This window comes from Vibrio sp. 2130-1 (genome assembly GCF_033339515.1).
Map to the genome: position 1 here is coordinate 152,019 of NZ_JAWOUT010000007.1, position 13,922 is coordinate 165,940.

General features: G+C 45.2%; 15 protein-coding genes. 11 read left to right on the forward strand and 4 right to left on the reverse strand.

The genetic code is table 11. The annotated features are described in order from the left end of the window. Positions 1-126 precede the first annotated feature (126 nt). The 6 genes from R7Q09_RS12785 to R7Q09_RS12810 all read left to right on the forward strand — a co-directional run bounded on the left by R7Q09_RS12785 (position 127) and on the right by R7Q09_RS12810 (position 5,412). Complete coding sequence (locus tag R7Q09_RS12785) at positions 127-1,050, forward strand: DMT family transporter (RefSeq protein WP_025768592.1); 924 nt, start codon at positions 127-129, stop codon at positions 1,048-1,050. 99 nt (positions 1,051-1,149) lie between these two features. Next, positions 1,150-1,596 (forward strand): SRPBCC family protein, encoded by a 447-nt coding sequence (locus R7Q09_RS12790; RefSeq protein WP_005375065.1) that lies wholly within the window; start codon positions 1,150-1,152, stop codon positions 1,594-1,596. An 83-nt stretch (positions 1,597-1,679) separates the two neighbouring features. After that, a complete protein-coding gene (locus R7Q09_RS12795; protein WP_005375066.1) occupies positions 1,680-2,432 on the forward strand; it encodes a phosphatase in 753 nt (250 codons plus the stop codon). A 156-nt stretch (positions 2,433-2,588) separates the two neighbouring features. Next, positions 2,589-2,978, forward strand: a complete 390-nt coding sequence (locus R7Q09_RS12800; protein WP_021035869.1) for a cytochrome b562 — start codon at positions 2,589-2,591, stop codon at positions 2,976-2,978. Positions 2,979-3,197: 219 nt separating this feature from the next. Then, a complete protein-coding gene (locus R7Q09_RS12805) occupies positions 3,198-3,557 on the forward strand; it encodes a hypothetical protein (RefSeq protein WP_080276971.1) in 360 nt (119 codons plus the stop codon). Positions 3,558-3,972: 415 nt separating this feature from the next. Next, positions 3,973-5,412, forward strand: a complete 1,440-nt coding sequence (locus R7Q09_RS12810; RefSeq protein ID WP_132936282.1) for a PepSY-associated TM helix domain-containing protein — start codon at positions 3,973-3,975, stop codon at positions 5,410-5,412. A gap of 52 nt (positions 5,413-5,464) precedes the next feature. Here R7Q09_RS12810 and R7Q09_RS12815 read toward each other — a convergent pair whose 3' ends face one another. The 3 genes from R7Q09_RS12815 to R7Q09_RS12825 all read right to left on the reverse strand — a co-directional run bounded on the left by R7Q09_RS12815 (position 5,465) and on the right by R7Q09_RS12825 (position 7,321). Further along, positions 5,465-5,848 carry a VOC family protein gene (locus R7Q09_RS12815; protein ID WP_132936283.1) on the reverse strand — a complete coding sequence of 128 codons (384 nt, stop codon included), beginning with the start codon at positions 5,846-5,848 and terminating at the stop codon, positions 5,465-5,467. Next, positions 5,841-6,770 (reverse strand): LysR family transcriptional regulator, encoded by a 930-nt coding sequence (locus tag R7Q09_RS12820; protein ID WP_061008228.1) that lies wholly within the window; start codon positions 6,768-6,770, stop codon positions 5,841-5,843. The genes R7Q09_RS12815 and R7Q09_RS12820 overlap by 8 nt, the downstream gene beginning before the upstream one ends. A gap of 77 nt (positions 6,771-6,847) precedes the next feature. Continuing rightward, on the reverse strand, positions 6,848-7,321 hold the full coding sequence (locus R7Q09_RS12825) for a hypothetical protein (RefSeq protein ID WP_151515307.1): 474 nt from the start codon (positions 7,319-7,321) through the stop codon (positions 6,848-6,850). A gap of 288 nt (positions 7,322-7,609) precedes the next feature. Here R7Q09_RS12825 and R7Q09_RS12830 point away from each other — a divergent pair, with 288 nt between their 5' ends. The 4 genes from R7Q09_RS12830 to R7Q09_RS12845 all read left to right on the forward strand — a co-directional run bounded on the left by R7Q09_RS12830 (position 7,610) and on the right by R7Q09_RS12845 (position 11,366). Then, positions 7,610-8,293: a spondin domain-containing protein gene (locus R7Q09_RS12830; protein WP_151515308.1), complete on the forward strand. Its 684-nt coding sequence runs from the start codon at positions 7,610-7,612 to the stop codon at positions 8,291-8,293. A gap of 9 nt (positions 8,294-8,302) precedes the next feature. After that, positions 8,303-8,998: a spondin domain-containing protein gene (locus tag R7Q09_RS12835; RefSeq protein ID WP_005383999.1), complete on the forward strand. Its 696-nt coding sequence runs from the start codon at positions 8,303-8,305 to the stop codon at positions 8,996-8,998. A 146-nt stretch (positions 8,999-9,144) separates the two neighbouring features. Further along, entirely contained in the window at positions 9,145-9,876 is a 732-nt protein-coding gene (locus R7Q09_RS12840) for a response regulator transcription factor (protein WP_041053947.1), read from the forward strand. 116 nt (positions 9,877-9,992) lie between these two features. Continuing rightward, positions 9,993-11,366: a sensor histidine kinase gene (locus R7Q09_RS12845; RefSeq protein ID WP_167415870.1), complete on the forward strand. Its 1,374-nt coding sequence runs from the start codon at positions 9,993-9,995 to the stop codon at positions 11,364-11,366. 27 nt (positions 11,367-11,393) lie between these two features. Here the strand turns inward: R7Q09_RS12845 and R7Q09_RS12850 are convergent, their stop codons facing one another. After that, positions 11,394-11,909 (reverse strand): superoxide dismutase family protein, encoded by a 516-nt coding sequence (locus R7Q09_RS12850; RefSeq protein WP_005375091.1) that lies wholly within the window; start codon positions 11,907-11,909, stop codon positions 11,394-11,396. A 541-nt stretch (positions 11,910-12,450) separates the two neighbouring features. Between R7Q09_RS12850 and R7Q09_RS12855 the strand changes: the two genes are divergently transcribed. Further along, positions 12,451-13,860: an aminotransferase class V-fold PLP-dependent enzyme gene (locus R7Q09_RS12855; protein WP_005375092.1), complete on the forward strand. Its 1,410-nt coding sequence runs from the start codon at positions 12,451-12,453 to the stop codon at positions 13,858-13,860. Positions 13,861-13,922: the final 62 nt, after the last annotated feature.

The window sequence follows — 13,922 nt, forward strand, 5'->3', positions numbered from 1 at the left end:
TTTAAAAACCGTAGCTGGTGATAGATAAGTTAAACTGTAAGTTTTTCTTACATCAATGGTTAATATTACTCGCTATTTACGATAAGTGATGTCTTTTAAAATGCTCCATATATTAAGGAGTATTGAATGAATGCTGTAAATAAATCTATCCTTTTCATGTTGATGTCTACGTTAAGCTTATCTGTTACTGGACTGTTAGCAAAGCAGTTGTCAGGCGAACTTTCCGTCACACTATTTAGCTTCTTACGTTTTTTGGTGCCTGCGCTTATCTTGCTTATCTTACTTCGTGTGAAAAACCTTACCTTTCCTAAAGCGGGCACGCTAAAGCCTATTTTATTGCGTGCTCTTTGTATCGGTTTGTCACAACTTTGCTTTATCGCGTCATTACAAACGTTAACGCTCGTTGAGGGGGTCGTTTTGTTTGCTACTGGCCCATTATTTATTCCCTTGGTTGAAAAGCTGTTCATGAGGGGGCGCATTCGTGTTTCAACATTGGCGGCTTTAGCAATGGCGTTCACTGGTGTGGTTATGTTGGCGGGCGGTGGAAGTGAGATCACATGGCGAGCGGATTTATTGCTCGGCTTGGCTGGTGGACTCTTCAATTCTGGTTCTCAGCTTACGTTATATAAAGTGAGTAAAACAAATATGTCGCCGCTAGAAATCAACTTTTGGGCGTTTGGTTTTGCTGCCGTATTTCTGTTGCCGCTAACTTTGTTTAACGACTTCGACGTGTTACTTAATATGAGTGTTATGGCGCCTGAGATTTCTTCAAATACGCTGTGGATCGGTATGATGTCTCTGATGATCATTAACACCCAAGTTTTTCGCTCCAAAGCATATAAACTGGCAAGCAGTGGCTCTCAACTTGCACCACTCATTTTTACTAACTTATTGTTCACTGCGGTTTGGCAGAGCCTGTTTTTTGAAGACCGAATGAGTCAAAGTCAAATTGTTGGGATGAGTTTAATAGTGCTCGCAATCATACTGAACACATGTTGGGTTCGTTTTACGGCGCATCGCAGTGGTGGTTTACAAGCGAGAACTTCTTAGTCTGTCGGAAAATGAAGGGGACAGGTAGATAAATTGGTCGTGTGGTTTGATTTTTCTTGAGTATGGGCTAGCGTCAAGAAAGGTTCAGGAAGAGAAATCATGCTTACGCTAAATTATTACGTCGAAATTTCGGCGACACCGCAACGAGTGTGGGAAGTGCTAACCGATGTTGAGTTGTATAAACGTTGGGCACAAGCCTTTTCACCGCAGTCTCAATTTGAAGGAGCTTGGGAAGAAGGAGGTGGCATCACTTTTTTTGATCCAGATATGGGCGGGACAAGGGCGATCATAGATACGGTGCTACCGCTTCAAAAACTTGAATTTCATCATGTTGCCATTTTTAATCCGGATAATCGTCAACAACTCGATGCTGACCTAGCATCTAGGTGGATCGGATCGCGAGAGATCTACCAGATCGATACCAACAACGATCGTTTACTACTCAATGTTACCATTCATACTCACAATGACTTTGTTTCCATGTTTAATCACGGATGGGAAAAAGCCTTACCCTTGATAAAAGCCATTAGTGAAGAGCAAGCTTAGGGTTCTTGCTTATCTTGGGCTGACGATGCGTTGCCTGAAGGTATACAATAGCACGCAAAATAGCGCACCTTAGAGAGTGGATGATGGAATTTAAAGTTGATACCCATACACATACGTACGCCAGTGGTCACGCGTACAGTACCTTGATTGAAAATGCAAAGTTGGCAAAAGAGAACGGGCTGGATATGTTCTGCACGACCGATCACGCAGAATCAATGCCGGGTGCGCCTCATTACTGGTTCTTCTCTAACCAGAAAATTCTGCCTCGCTTTCTTGAAGGCGTTGCGATTATTCGCGGCGTTGAATCTAACATTATGAATACCGAAGGCGACATTGATATTCCGCTGAGTGTAGACCGCAACTTAGATTGGGTGATCGCGAGTTTTCATGAACCCGTTTTTCGTCCTGCAAACAAGCAAACTCACACGGAAGCACTTGTTAATGTCATTCAGAGTGGTCGTATTGATGCGCTCGGTCATCTTGGTAATCCAAATTTCGACTTTGATTTTCAGACCGTTTTAGCGTGCGCGAAAGAGCACAATGTCGCGATTGAAATTAATAACACCACGCTGAAAGGCAACAGCCGAGTAGGCAGCGTAGACCGTTGCCACGAGATTGCACAAATCGGGAAAGATCTCGGTGTTTTCTTCACCACGGGCAGTGACGCGCATTTCTGTCACGATGTTGGTAATCTGGATTTGGTTGGAGAGTTAATGGACAAAGTGGGTATTGATAGCAAGAAAGTGATTACTCACACCGCTCAGCAGTTTTTGTCTTTCTTAGCTTTGAGAGGCCGTAAACCAATTGCAGAATATGACAGCATTCTCAACGCATAAACTTGATTACATTTAAGGTATGCACCCGACGCCAGATTGCTTTACACTGCGACCCGGAAATACTCAACTAAGCTAGTTTTTCGCCTCTTATGGCGTAGGTTATTTGGGTCAATAAAGCCGACACAGAATTCGGCACTATGAATGGAGAAGTGAAAAATGTTACGTCCTTTAGTCCTAGGGTGTGCGATTGCGTTTGGCTCAACATACGCAATGGCAGAAGCGGTTGATTTAAAACAAAACATGAAACAGATGAAGATGGAATTCAAACAGGCGGCGGAAGCGTCTGATGTTGAAACCATGAAATCTGCGATTGATAGCTTGCAAGCGATTGTTGAACAATCTAAGCGTGGTAATTACCCACCAGAGAAGTTTGATACTTACTTAGAAGGCTTTAACAAGCTGACGGTAACGCTAGATAAGATTGAAGCGGATCTTGATGCGGGCAAGCTACAAGAAGCAAAAGCTCAACTGCGTGAAATCGATAGTCTTCGTGAAGAGTACCACGACAAGCGCAATCCAAGCATTTGGAGCAAGTTGTTCGGCTAATTATCTACTGAGCGGAGCATTTGCTCGTGGCAGTGGGTTACGCGTTATCTCTAAGTAATGAATGAACACATTATCAGCCTGCCATTTCGGCGGGCTTTTTTGCGCCTGTCAATCGATGCATTCAAGAAAACCTGTGAGGTAGCAACCACTTATTGATACTGTTTTTTGAGCTATCACTCAAAATTGGTTACGCTGTGTGAAATTTGTTAAGTCACCGTTATGCGTAGATTAATTCCTTTTTACCGCTCGATGTTATTTGCTAGTGCTCTCAGTTGGGTGCTAGTGACGCTGATGCCTGTTATCAATGCTCATGGTAACAGCATGGGCGTGTGGGCGACGCTATGTACGCTTAACGGATTTGAGTTGGTCCAAATAGAAGAGGGCGACAATTCGGTCAGCCACAAAGGCAAGCCTTGTCCGTTTAGCCACTTCTCGACTTTTCATCACGATACACTTCCAACGACACCGATACTTTCAAGACAGAGCTTGGTGACTTCTGACAGCTACGCTTATTTGGCTCTAAGTGTGCGATTTGAAACACCAGTTCCTAGAGCGCCGCCAGTTTCCCTTTTCTCATAACAAAAACAATTACACGATACCCAAGTAACCTCGAGATGCTTGGTTCAGCGAGAATGACTTGGTTTGTAGACGCGGCGGCGATTTAAAGGTCTAGTGGGTCTAAATCAAGATATCGACAACAAAGTATACAAGCCAAGACAACTCGCCCTTCGGGAGCGTGTCATTGCTCCGATTGCTGCTTCAAACAACTTGGAAAGAGTTGTCTATTACACAGCGTTGTTTTCTTTGCACTCGAATCAATGACAACGCTCTGAATCCAGCATCTTGAAGTCACTTGGGTATATAGCCAACAACACTGCCACTTCGAGCAGTGGTACTCCCAAATCTAAGTCAATTAGCGCCGCATACGAATGTGTATGTGCAGGATGCGTTTGACTGAATTTGGGTGTTCAACAATGAAAAAAGGAAAATACACATGTTGAGAAACTCGGCAAAGCCTCAACTCAAGGAAGCCTCACGCTTAAAATCCATCTACTTTATGACGTGGCGATGGCACTTTTACGCAGGTTTGTTCGTCATTCCATTTATGCTCATGCTTTCCCTCACGGGGTTGGTGATGTTGTTTGATGACGAAATCGAATTGGCTCGATACGAAGCGACATTACAAGTTTCACCACAAGAGCAAATGGTTCCCGTCTCTGTACAATTAGAAACCGTAAAGCAGGCCTACCCCGATTTTAATGTCACTCAATTTGTACCTGCTAAAACGGCCGATATTGCCAACCGCTTCTCGATTCAAAACCAAGAAGGCAGCTCACTGATTGTTGCAGTAAATCCTTATACAGGAGACGTACAAGGCACCATTAATCGTGGTGATAGCATCTATGAACTGATGAACAGCATTCACGGTACGTTGCTCATCGGAGACTTAGGCGACCGTTTAATTGAAATCGCCGCCAGTTTAGGCATTTTACTGTTGGTGTCTGGTTTGTACCTGTGGTTACCAAGAGACAACGCAAGCCGTGCTGGCTTTTTGAAAATTCGTTTTGGCAGTGGAACTCGTATTTTGATGCGAGATCTGCATGCGAATTTAGGTGGTGTGCTATCAATTGTTCTGTTGTTCTTTTTGATTTCAGGTCTGTCTTGGGCTGGGATATGGGGCGCGAAAATGGTGCAAGCTTGGAATACCTTCCCAACCTATTACACATGGGGTGAGAAACCAGAGTCGACACTGACACACAAAGACCTGAATCATGGTGCATCAGAAGAGATGCCATGGAACTTAGAGCTTGCTGCTGTGCCTGAATCGAAAGACAAACCCGCTCATGATCATGCCAATATGAAGGAAGATATGGCATACGCAGGCAACCATGATGCGCTCTCCATTGATGATATTGTCCTCAAAGCTGAAATGATGGGCTTCACTGGCTATAAGCTGTTTTTGCCACGCTCTGAGACGGGCGTTTACACTGTTGCAGCTAACTCCATGGGTGGCGATATCTCCGACCCAAGACAAGATCGCACCAGCCACTTTGACCAGTATTCCGGTCGCTTGTTGGTGGATGTAACGTGGCAAGATTACAGTTTGTTTGCCAAGTTCATGGCGGCAGGTGTGTCATTGCACCAAGGCGATGTCAGTGTGCTTAACAAAGTGCTCAACGTAATGTTCTGTTTGGCGTTCATCTTAATCTCAATCACAGGTGTGGTGATGTGGTGGATTCGTAGACCAAGTCGCAGTGCCGCATTGGGGGCGCCACCTAAGTTCCAGCAAGACGGCATTTGGAAGCTTGGTTTAGTAACGTTGGTGGTATTGGGTCTGGCGTTTCCGATGGGCGGTTTGGCGATTGTTACGGTTCTTGCTCTGGATTGGCTGCTGTTTAACCGCGTTGAGAAGCTAAAAACGGCGTTGCGTTAGCAATACAGAAAAGAGTGGAATAGTAAAAGAGCCAGCGAAGTGCTGGCTCTTTTTATTTCTGGTAAATCTCCAGCGGCAAGCCATCTGGGTCTTGGAAGAAGGTAAAGGCTTTGCCTGTGAATTCGTCAATACGAATTGGCTCAACTTCAACGTCATTCGATTCTAGGTAGGTTTTCACCTGTTCAACATCATCAACCAAAAAAGCGAGATGCCTTAGCCCTTGTGCTTCAGGAAAGCTCGGTCTCTCTGGTGCGCCCGGAAAGCTAAACAGTTCAACTTGGCTGCCGTCAGGTAAAGCGAGGTCAAGCTTGTATGAGTCTCTGGCTTCGCGATAGTTCTCAGCAATGACTTTCAATCCCAACACTTCAGTGTAAAAGCGTTTTGACCTTGAGTAATCGTTGCAAATGATCGCGACGTGATGAATGGCATTAAACATGGTTAGTGTCCTCGGAGACTAAATGTTCCTTAACGAAGTCGATAAATACGCGCAGGCGAGCAGGCATGTATTTGGTTTGCGCATACTGCATCGCGATAGCGCCGTGGTAGTTACTCTTGATCATCCAATCCGGTAGTACCTCCACCACTTCACCTTGCTCTAACGCGTCTTTGATCACGAAATCATGGAAGATCCCAATTCCCAAGCCAGACTTAACCCCATTCAAGCGCATTTGAGAGTGGTTGACGGCGTAACGCCCGCTTACTGCAATCGAATGAAAGGCTTCCTCTTTAAAGAACGACCAGATGTTGTCTTTGTCGTTCTCGGCAAGGTAAATACAGTCGTGTTGCTCAAGCTCGGTTGGATGCTCAGGCATACCGTGTTTGGCTAGGTAATCAGGAGAGGCACATAAAACGAGATTGGTCTTGCTGATCTCTTTGAGGACCAGATTCTCATCGGGTTTGTCGGTGAGCTTAAAGGCGACATCAATACCTTGGCGGAAAAGATCGATCTCACCATCTGCTGCACGCAGCTTAAGCTGTATGTTTGGATAACGTTCTAGGAATGGCAACACAAACGGTTGAAGCACCGAATTAAGAAATGCTTCAGGGGCTGCTACTGTGAGTGCGCCTGTTGGCTCAGCATGATCTTCCGCAGATAGCTCAACGGCTTGCTGCGCGGCATTCACCATTGCGATGCTTTGGTCGTAAACCTTTTGCCCAGCTTGAGTGATGATCAACTTACGAGTCGTGCGCTCAAACAGTTTGACCGAGAGGGCTTGTTCCAACCGTGTGATCAACTTACTTAAAGCCGATGGCGTTACGCCGAGTTGTTTAGCAGCAGCGGTAAAACTGCCTTCGTTTACCACCAAGATAAACGAAGCAAGATCAGGAAGTAGGGCAATGAGTTTTGGATTAACCATAATTGTTCAGTTCTGCGCAGCGGAATAACGATATTGTCTGGTACGGTTTCACGAGGTTCAAGTGTCACCGTCTCGCTTTAACGATATTTTGCCAAAAATGCATTGAGTGCAGGTAAGCCAGATTCACCAGTATGGTATTGCTGCCAACAGTGATAAATGGCCGTTTCGTGGTCTGCAATCAATTCGATAGCTTCTCGCTCAGCGATTGAATACTGCTGTGAAGCTTTCACTTCTTCATGCCACTCTCGATATTTGACCTCATAAGGTTCTACCCACTTCAGAAGAGTCGCCACCAACTCTTGCCATGGTAAACCAATCCACTTGGTTGCATCTGCCAAGCCTTTATCCAGCATCTCTTGGTATCGACTTTCGATATCCATGCCATTTGTCAGCAGTACAGGTTTGAGCTTTTCTGCGGTGAGTTCTTCCACTTCAATCAAGGTTTGCCACAGCGTTTGTTGTTCACTTTGGGCGTAATGGCTCAAGTAGTGGTTGAAAAAAGCGATGCCGTAGATTTCGCCATAGTAGGCAGACAGAACGTTATGAATCATGGTGAGAATCGTGATTTAAACAGGGAATACCGCATTGTAGGAGGGGAAAGCGCGAAGTGTAAACACCTGATTAAGAGTAAAAAAGTGCTGCTGACAGAATTCGAACAGAACTTGTGAGAATTTTATGAGAATTCGATGAAGTTGCTGATAGATTTGCTCGTCATTCTTAGAGGCATGAACGCAAAACGTTCGAAACGTAATGCTTAACCTACTCAAGTCACGAACAAAGAAGTAAAGCCGTATACATGGGCTTGGGTAGTTCAACCCTCATTAAAGGATGGAATCACAATGAAAAAACGTACCCAACTCGGACTCGTCATGACTTCAGTCGCTATGGCACTAGGCTCTGCATCAGTGAATGCGGCGGAATTGGAAATCACCGTGACAAACGCAACCAAAGGCATCTACTTTACGCCACTTATTGTCGCTGCACATGGTTCTGATCTTCAAATGTTCAGAACGGGTCAAGCAGCAACGCCAGAACTAGAAGCAATGGCAGAAGGCGGTGATATCTCTGGTCTTGCTAGTGTGATTGGTAACGCTGGTGGTGCGGTGGTTGAGAATCCTGCTGGTGGCATTTTGAATCCGGGTGTTGCAACCACCTTCACCTTGGACAGTGGCGACCACGGTTATCTTTCTTTGAGCGCGATGCTGCTGCCAACCAATGACGGTTTCGTCGGTCTAGATAGCTGGAAGATTCCAACGGAAGCGGGTACATACCGAGCAACGCTAAGAAGTTACGATGCTGGTACAGAAGCGAACGATGAGCTTGCGTCTAGCATGCCAAACCCACCTTTCATTACCTTTGGTACTGGCGGCACAGGCGTTGAAGCAACGGTAACTAACGACAAAGTTCACGTGCATCCGGGTAACCTTGGTGATAGCGACCCATCTGGCGGCATCAGTGACCTAGACAGCAGTAGCCATCGTTGGTTAAACCCAGTCGCAACCATCACAATCGTTGTGAAGTAAGGGGGATGTATGAAATACAGAATCTTACTAGTAGCAGCTTCAGTCGGCTTGCTCGCCGGTTGTCCAAGCGATGATGATAATGACGTAGTGAAATCGTACCGCTACACCGTCAACGTGGCGAACTTGACTGCGAATCAACCTATGTCTCCGCTCGCGGTACTCACTCACAATGGTGACTACCAACTGTTTGAAATTGGACAAGCGGCATCTGTTGAACTTGAGCATCTTGCCGAAGGCGGTAGTAACGCTGAGCTGATTGAGTTGATGAACAGCAATGACAGTGTTTACCAAGGTATTTCGGGCAATGGATTGGTGTTGCCTGGCGCATCGGACGAAGTCACCATCACGGTTGACCCTAGTCGTTACGGTTACTTGTCTGTGGCGTCTATGTTTGTGAATACCAACGATGCATTTGTTGGTGAAACGGGGCTATCGCTCAAATCGCTCGCAGTGGGTGAAAGCTACGAAATGAGCATGAACGTTTGGGATTCCGGCACAGAGCTGAACGATGAACTTGCTGCAACCATTCCGGGCCCAGCAGGTGGCGGTGAGGGTTTCAATGCCGCTCGTAATGACAGCAATGACGTTGTTGCATTCCATGCGGGTGTTGTTAGCCAAGATGACGGATTAGCAAACTCAGCACTTTCTGCGAACCATCGTTTCTTGAACCCAGGTGCGAAAGTCACCATCACTCGAGTCGAGTAACACAGGCTCCGATGACGTCTCCTTTCCAAAGCGCTTGTAGCCGAGCGCTTTATCCCTCATGGCGTCATCGGAACCTTTTTTGAAAGAATTTCTAATTTGTTCCGGTCATGTGCAAAGTGAGGATACTCGAAGGCAAGGAAAGGACCATGGAACAACAGGCAATCAATTTAGTCGCGAACATCTTGTTGGTGGAAGATGACGATGATTTGGCAGAACTGGTTCAGATGCATCTCAAGTTTCAAGGACACCAAGTGTCGCGAGCAACAAATGTCGCCGATGCTAAAACGCAATACCAGCAACAACCCTTTGATTTATTGATCCTTGACCGAGGTTTACCAGATGGTGATGGTCTAGACATCTGTCATTATTTGCGTCAGCAACAAGATTGGAGTCCAGTGCTCATGCTGACAGCCAGAGACGGTGAAATGGACAAGGTTGACGGTTTAGAAGCGGGCGTTGATGACTACATCACTAAGCCATTTAGCGTATTAGAATTCCAAGCACGAGTGCGAAACGTGTTACGCAGAGTCAGCCAAACCGCAGAAGCAAAGGTGGCAAATGAAGTCCTCGACGATGCGATGGATTTTGGTCCGCTGAGAATCATTCCGGAGTTGCACCAAGTATCCCTAAACGACAAGGATGTCACTCTTACCGCGACAGAGTTTACTTTGCTGCAGTTTCTCGCGACTCGCCCGGGCAGAGTCTACAGTAAAGATGAATTGCTCGATCACGTATGGAACACCAGTCATTCTGGTTATCACCACACGGTGTGTAGCACCATAAACCGTTTACGTAGCAAGTTGTCGTTGTCTGATTCTGATCATCACTTCATTCAAACCGTGTGGGGTGTTGGATATAAGTTTCAACCAAGACACTAATGCAAGAAAGTAAGTCAAAACATCAAGCCAAGACAGTAAGTCGGCAGTTGTTTTCACCGTCATTTTTCAATCATCACGGGTGTTTCAAAAACACCGCTGTTTAAGGAGGCGATAGGATGAGCTTCAAATCTCGCTTGGTAGTATTTACTAGCTTGTGGTTTTGCCTCGCGGCGGTGGTGATTGCACTGACTTACAATTGGCAAAAAGAAACCATTGAGTTACGCACTAAGCAAAGCCTGCATAAAGAGCTAGCTAGCCATATGCGTGACGATAATCCGCTGATGATCGGGACGGATTACAACCCTAAAGCACTTAAGTCGATTTTTCACACGCTCATGCTGATCGGCCCTGATTTTGAAATCTACTTCCTTGATAGCCAAGGCAACATCACCACTCATGCAGCACCGGAAGGGGCGGAGATCATGGGGAAGGTGGATCTCAATCCCATTAAGCAATTCTTAAATGACCAGCCTTTTCCTATTTTGGGTGAAGACCCACGTAATCGTGGCGAGCACAAAGTCTTTTCTGTCGCTGCGATAGAAGAATTAGGCTCTACGATCGGTTATCTCTACGTGGTGATTGGCAGTACCCGACATGACGCCATTGCCAATGCTCAAGTCGATACTCCTTACATCGCGCTGGCAGGATTGGTCTTAGTGTCCATTTTAGGCTTTGCCCTCGGGGCTTATGTGCTGGTCAAACGTAGTCTATTGAATCCGATTGAACGTGTGACCAAGCAACTTCAACAACAAGCTGAACATGATTTCCGCCTGCAACCTGATTTTACTCACCAAGTGCCAGAACTCGTGCCGATTGCTCACTCTTATCAGATGATGGCGAAGCACATTCAGCAGCAATTTTTACAGTTGGAGTATCAATCGTCTCATCGTCGTCAAAGCTTGTTGCAGCTCAGTCACGATTTAAAAACGCCGTTATCGAGTGTGCTTGGCTATTTGGAAACATGGCGTTTGCAACATCCTGAATCCGATCCTTTGATTGACGTTGCTTTTCGAAATTGTGAGAAGCTCTCAACTCAATTGCACTCTCTATTAGACGCAGCGCGTAAAGAAGCTCCAATGCCAAACTACGAGTACCGCCCCGTGGATCTTGGCACGTTGATGGCAGAATGTGCCGAAACGATGCAGAGCCAGTTTTCTCGTAAAGAAGTGGTGTTGAAAGTGGATATCGATAGCGAAATCCAAACCGTGGGTGATAAGGGGCTATTGGAGCGGTTGGTGCTTAACTTACTTGAAAATGCTTTACGCCACAGCCCAATTGGTTCGGAAGTGCATTGCCAAGCGCATTTGAGTGAGGATAAGTCGCGTATCCACTTTACCTTCGTTAATCATATCGAGGAAGAAGCGGAGGGCGGTTCTTTGGGGATTGGGACGAAGATTGTCCAATCGATCTTAATGCTTCACCACAGCTACCTTGAGACCAATGCAACATCCTCTCAATATCAACAGAAGTTCACACTTCTCGCAATCTAAAGAGAAGTGTGAGACATAAGTTAATGTTTATTCAATAACACCACATACGACGCGAGCGCCGCCACCACCTAGCTTACTTGGGTGATCGGAGTGATTGTCACCACCTGCATGGATCATTAACGCTCGACCTTTTAAATCCGATAATTTTAGGCGAGGCGCGACAACGGGCTGATTGGCATTGCCGTCCATGTCCACATAGAGTGGAGGCAAGTCGCCTAAATGATTGTCATCGGTCCAAGGATAGCCATGCTTCCCTGTGTTGTTAGGATCATAATGGCCACCTGCTGCGCCGCCTAATACGGTTTTGTCATCCTTTTCTATGCTATCGCAAGATGGATTAGTGTGAACATGGAAACCGTGCACACCTGCTGACAAACCTGATAATTGAGGCGTAAAAACAACGCCATAATCACTTTGTGAAATCTCAATGGTACCAGCGCTCTCATTGGTGTTGAGAGCAGTCATTTCTACCGTTTTTGCTAGCGCGTTAGGGGCGGCGACAAGAGCGGATGCAACTGAAATGCATAGCAATCCTTTTAACATGGGACCTCCTTCTTTTAGGGTGTACGCTCAAGCACATATTAGTGAAAACCTGTTTTACTTATGTCTGTTGAGCGGTGAGTTTATGTCATAGAGTGATGTGTATCACTTTATGGTCTTAAACTGATATCTCGATCCGAAATCAGCTTTCTTTTATTTAGTCTTAACATGTTGAGATCGTTAAGATATAAAAAGAATAGACGCCAATCTTAAAATAGCCTGAATATTTTTAAATTAACGCAAAGTTAAATTTTTAATGACTTTATAACAAAGCTCATAATTGTTTTATAAAGAATTTGGTGGAATTGTCCGCAATAAAGAATAATCAAATTAACGAATATATTAATGTGAACATTGTTGTTTATAGATTTGTGGTCAAACTGTTGCTTATATCATCAAATAAGATAAAAAATTGGAACTAAAGTCACTTAATGGCAGAGGAAAAAATTAAACTCTGATTGTAATGGGTAATAATGTTTTAGTAACAGATAGTTACGCACTTAAAATTAATAATATGGCTAATTTCCGACAAGGATTGAAAAAGATGAAAGACAAGGAATCTATTCAGACTAATAGCAGCCGCCGTAATTTTCTGAAAGGCGCAACAGGAGCTGTTGTTGCTGGTGTGAGTGCTTCCGCTTTCTCAGGCGTAGCTCAAGCACGAGAACAGAAAATTGATTGGAGCAGCCGCGGGCTAGGTAGAAAACACGATAAGCGCTTCTGGCGTAAAGTGCGAAGACAGTTCGTTTTGGATAAACGAACCACTTACATGAACATTGGTACAACAGGTTCAATGCCAAAACATGTTCTTGAAGATTACGAGCATAACAACAAGCTGGTGGCTAAATACCCTTGGGATATGAAAGGCAAATTTGGCTCTTGGCCGTATGTTTCTGAGATGGTTAAAGACGTCGCACCAGGTTTTGGTGCTAACCCAGAAGAGATCATTCTCAGCCGCAACACTACTGATGGCTTATGCTCGATCATTAATGGCTTACACTTTGAACCAGGTGATGTGATTCTAACGACACACCATGAACATATTGCTGCAACATCACCTATGAACGTAGCGAAACATCGTTTTGGTGTGGATGTGGTAGAAATTCAACTACCAGTATTTACTGGTACCGAAAACGTTTCTGAGCAAGATTACATTCAAGCGTTCCGAGACGCGCTTGATGCGAATCAAAACGTTCGCCTAATTGTTTTCTCTCATATCACATACAAAACAGGAACCGCGCTACCAGCAAAAGCCATTTGTGCTTTAGCAAAAGAGTATGGTGTACCTACTCTTGTTGATGGCGCGCATACGGTCGGTATGTTTGACCTTGATTTCCACGATATGGATTGTGATTTCTATGCAGGATCTGGTCATAAGTGGCAGTGTGGTCCGGGCGCGACGGGTATTCTGTATGTTCGTGATAACGGTAACCGTTTGAATGAGTATTGGAGTGACCGAGAGAACCCGTTATGGTTGATCAACTCCTCACTTTCTCATGCTGATTACCTGGGTAAACAGCTGCAAATGCAATACATTGGTAACGATAACTATCCTGCGAAACAAGCACTAGTTGATAGTTGCAAAATGTGGGATGAGATTGGTCGAGACCGTATCGAAGAGCGAGTTGTAAGCCTTGGTAGTTTATGTAAAACCTTGCTTCAAGAGTACTTACCACAAGCCAAAATGTATTCACCAAACGTGGAAGGCTTAACCAGTGGCTTAACGACGGTTAACCCGTTCTCCGATGTAACTAATGAAGAGATACTGACGGAATTCCGAGATCGTTTACGTGAAGAGTATGGTTACATCATCCGTACGACTAGCTTTAAGCTGCATAAGGATGATGACTTTGATACTTACGCGCTGCGTATCTCTACGCATTTGTTCCATGACGAACAAGATGTGGAAGGGCTCGTAGTGGCGATGACGAATTTGTATTACTCGTCGTTCTAACATCGTTGTTTATCACTCAAGCGCCCATTATTGGGCGCTTTGTGAAAGGTAAGGATATTATT